Genomic DNA, 3,545 nt, shown 5'->3' on the forward strand with positions numbered 1-3,545 from the left:
TTAATCGTGTCCGAGCTCGACAGTTTTGTCTTTGTAACGTGTATCAGGAACCAAAACGATTTTCTCGTCCACTTTACCGATGGCTTTCACGTCTTTGCCCGGATAGTCCAGCTGGTGCAGGAAGTAGCGGATACAGTTCAAACGTGCACGTTTTTTGTCGTCGGAACGGATGATGACCCAAGGCGCGTCGCCGGTATGGGTGTGGAAGAACATGGCGTTTTTGGCTTCGGTGTAGTCGTCCCAGCGGTCGAGCGACTGGATGTCCACAGGGGACAGTTTCCAGTGTTTCAGTGGGTCGTCACGGCGGGAGATGAAGCGACGGAGTTGTTCTTCACGGGATACGGAGAACCAGAATTTGAACAGGTGGATGCCGCTGGCAACAAGCATGCGTTCCAATTCAGGGGTTTGACGCATGAAGAGCAGGTATTCGTTAGGTTCGCAGAAGCCCATTACGCGTTCTACGCCGGCACGGTTGTACCATGAGCGGTCGAAGAATACCATTTCGCCTGCGGTCGGCAGGTTTTGGATGTAGCGTTGGAAATACCATTGGCCGCGTTCGGTAGTGGTTGGTTTCTCCAAAGCAACCACGCGTGCGCCGCGCGGGTTCAAATGTTCCATAAAGCGTTTGATGGTACCGCCTTTACCGGCTGCGTCGCGGCCTTCAAACAGGCTGACGATACGCTGACCGGAATCTTTAACCCAGCTTTGTACTTTCAACAATTCGATTTGCAGCTTCTGTTTTTCTTTTTCGTAAACAGAGCGACGCATACGTTGTTTGTATGGGTAGTTGGCAGGAAGCGGTGCGCTGCTGGAATCTTCGTCAGTGCCGCGTCCTTCGTGTTCCAAAACAGCCTTTTCGAATACTTGCAGCTGGTCTTGTTTCTCGCCCAGTTCAACATTCTCGAACGGTTCTAATTGGTGGTCTGCCATAAAGTCTCCTTATCGATTAAGTTTTAAATGATATGGTGTGGTATGGTTTGATTCTACCCTTTTATACTTCGTTCGACTACATAAAATTACATTCGAGTGCTTTTTTTGAATTTGTCTGCTAACTTATGTAAAAGCAGCGTATAATCAGCCTATTTGTACAGCAATCATGCCTTATTTCGCCCTGTTTGACGATGCCGTGAGCGGCCGAGCAAAACTCTATCAAAATCATGTAGAAAGCCATCGGTTTTATCATAACGAACTGGATTCGTTAACAAGTATTTTGCAAGCCGGCTGGAAAAAGGGTTTGCATGCAGTGTTGTTTGCAGACTACGAATTTGGGTTGCCGCTGATGGATATTCCGTCTGGTCGCAGTGGCAATTTGCGTTTGCACTGGTTTGCCGATTATTCTGAAATCGATGCCGAAAGCTGGCTGGCCAATCATTTAGACGGCCTTGAGGCAGGTATCTCTACTCCCCGATTCTCCGTATCCGAAGCCGATTATCTCGAGCATATCCACCAAATCCACGAAGCCATCCGCCGCGGCGATACCTATCAAATCAATTACACCGTGCGCCTACACCTGCAAACTTACGGTAATCCGATTCAGCTTTACCGCCGTTTGCGTCAGCCTGTGCCGTATGCCGTTTTGTCTTGTCTGCCTGACGGGGCAGGGCAGGAGGCGTGGACTTTGTGTTTCTCTCCCGAACTTTTCCTCAAAATCGATTCAGACGGCCTGATCACAACCGAGCCGATGAAAGGCACTGCGCCGATTCTTCACGACGGGCAAGATGAACGCCGCGCCGTTGAATTGCAAAACGACCCGAAAAACCGCGCCGAAAATGTGATGATTGTCGATTTGTTGCGCAACGACCTCGGCAAAATCGCGCAAACGGGCAAAGTACGCGTGCCTGAGCCGTTTAAAGTTTCCCGTTTCGGCAGTGTTTGGCAGATGACCAGTGCCATCGAGGCGCAGGCGCTGCCTGATGTTTCGGTTGCCGATATTTTCCGTGCAGCCTTCCCGTGCGGCAGTATTACCGGTGCGCCCAAACGCATGAGTATGCAGATTATTGAGTCCCTTGAATCTGAACCGCGCGGTTTGTACACAGGTAGCATCGGCTTTTTGCATCCGTGTGAGACGGGTTTGGGATTTGAAGGCGTATTTAATGTCGTGATTCGTACCTTATCTTTGAAGCCGGTTTCAGACGGCCTTTATCAAGGCGTTTATGGCGTGGGTTCGGGGATTGTGATTGATAGCGATCCTGAAGCCGAATATCGCGAGTGCGGTTGGAAGGCGCGTTTTCTGAATGAATTGCGGCCTGATTTCGGTATTTTTGAAACCATGCGTGCGGAAGACAAACAATGCCGTTTGCTCGATTTGCATTTAGGCCGTCTGAACAGCTCGGCACAAGCGCTCAACCTGCCTTGGCCTCAAAATGCGGCAGAGCAAATTCAACACTATATAGATGCGTTGCCAAGTGGGTTATTTAGAGTCAGAGCCGCTTTGTTTTCAGACGGCCTTGCATTGAGCCATGCGGCTGTTTCCGAATTGGATGGGCAGCAATACGTCATCTTGAGTGAGCACGCATTAAACCAACGCGATTATCTGCGCCGTTTCAAAACCACACGCCGTGAAACTTTTGACCAAGCATGGAAAACGGCAGAAGGGCAGGGCGCATTTGACGGCCTGTTTTTCAATTCAGACGGCCTTTTGTTAGAGGGCGGAAGAAGCAATGTGTTCGTCAAATATCAAGGACAATGGCTCACGCCGTCTTTGGATTTGGATATTTTGAACGGAGTAATGCGCCAAGCGGTATTGAAGCAACCGCAGCTATATTTAGGCGCGGATACAATCAAGGAAACCCATATCACGTGCGCTATGTTGGAAAATGCGGAAGAAATCCGCTTGAGCAACGCTTTAAGGGGCGTGTTTGCGGTTTCGCTCCGTAAATAAATGGCGATAGTCAAATCATCGTGATTCAAATTGTCGTAAAGCGGCAATATCCGATAGAATACGTCATTTCAACAATGAGGCCGTCTGAAAGGGAAAACAATATGGCAAAAGCAAAAGGTGGATTGGGACGCGGTTTGGATTCGCTGATTTCCAATGCAGTGGACAGCAGCAGTAGCGACCGCCTGACAACGGTTGCCATCGCCGATATTCAGCCCGGCCGTTATCAGGCGCGTGTGCAAATTGATGATGAAGCTTTGCAGGAATTGGCCGATTCCATTAAAGCACAAGGCATTATCCAGCCGGTTATCGTACGCGAACGTGGTCTGTCTCAATATGAATTGATTGCCGGCGAACGCCGTTGGCGCGCTTCCCAGTTGGCCGGTTTGACCGAAATTCCCGTCGTCATTAAAACCATCAGCGACGAAACCGCGTTGGCCATGGGTTTGATTGAAAACCTGCAACGTGAAAACCTCAATCCGATTGAAGAAGCGCAAGGTTTGAAACGCCTTGCCGACGAATTCGGCCTGACTCACGAAACCATCGCCAAAGCCGTCGGTAAAAGCCGTAGTGCCATCTCCAACAGCCTGCGTCTGTTGAGCCTGCCTGAGCCGGTTCAGGAAATGCTTTACCAACGCCGTCTGGAAATGGGTCATGCCCGTGCGTT

The 3,545-nt window shown here is 50.0% G+C and carries 3 protein-coding genes; 2 read left to right on the forward strand and 1 reads right to left on the reverse strand.

Annotated elements, in window-relative coordinates:
• On the reverse strand, window positions 1–930 hold the full coding sequence (gene ppk2, locus Q1M25_RS08955; RefSeq protein ID WP_004519010.1) for a polyphosphate kinase 2: 930 nt from the start codon (window positions 928–930) through the stop codon (window positions 1–3).
• A gap of 166 nt (window positions 931–1,096) precedes the next feature.
• Between ppk2 and Q1M25_RS08960 the strand changes: the two genes are divergently transcribed.
• Window positions 1,097–2,881, forward strand: coding sequence for a bifunctional anthranilate synthase component I family protein/class IV aminotransferase (locus Q1M25_RS08960; RefSeq protein WP_300483937.1), 1,785 nt, complete (start codon window positions 1,097–1,099; stop codon window positions 2,879–2,881).
• A gap of 101 nt (window positions 2,882–2,982) precedes the next feature.
• On the forward strand, window positions 2,983–3,545 hold a 563-nt coding region (locus Q1M25_RS08965), incomplete at its 3' end, for a ParB/RepB/Spo0J family partition protein (RefSeq protein WP_300483939.1).

The sequence above is a fragment of the uncultured Neisseria sp. genome (assembly GCF_951230505.1).
Taxonomy (GTDB): domain Bacteria; phylum Pseudomonadota; class Gammaproteobacteria; order Burkholderiales; family Neisseriaceae; genus Neisseria.

Bases quoted from the DNA above. Each gene is read 5' to 3' on its own strand.
- ppk2 (WP_004519010.1), bottom strand. From the start codon at position 930: ATGGCAGACCACCAATTAGAACCGTTCGAGAATGTTGAACTGGGCGAG.
- Q1M25_RS08960 (WP_300483937.1), top strand. From the start codon at position 1,097: ATGCCTTATTTCGCCCTGTTTGACGATGCCGTGAGCGGCCGAGCAAAA.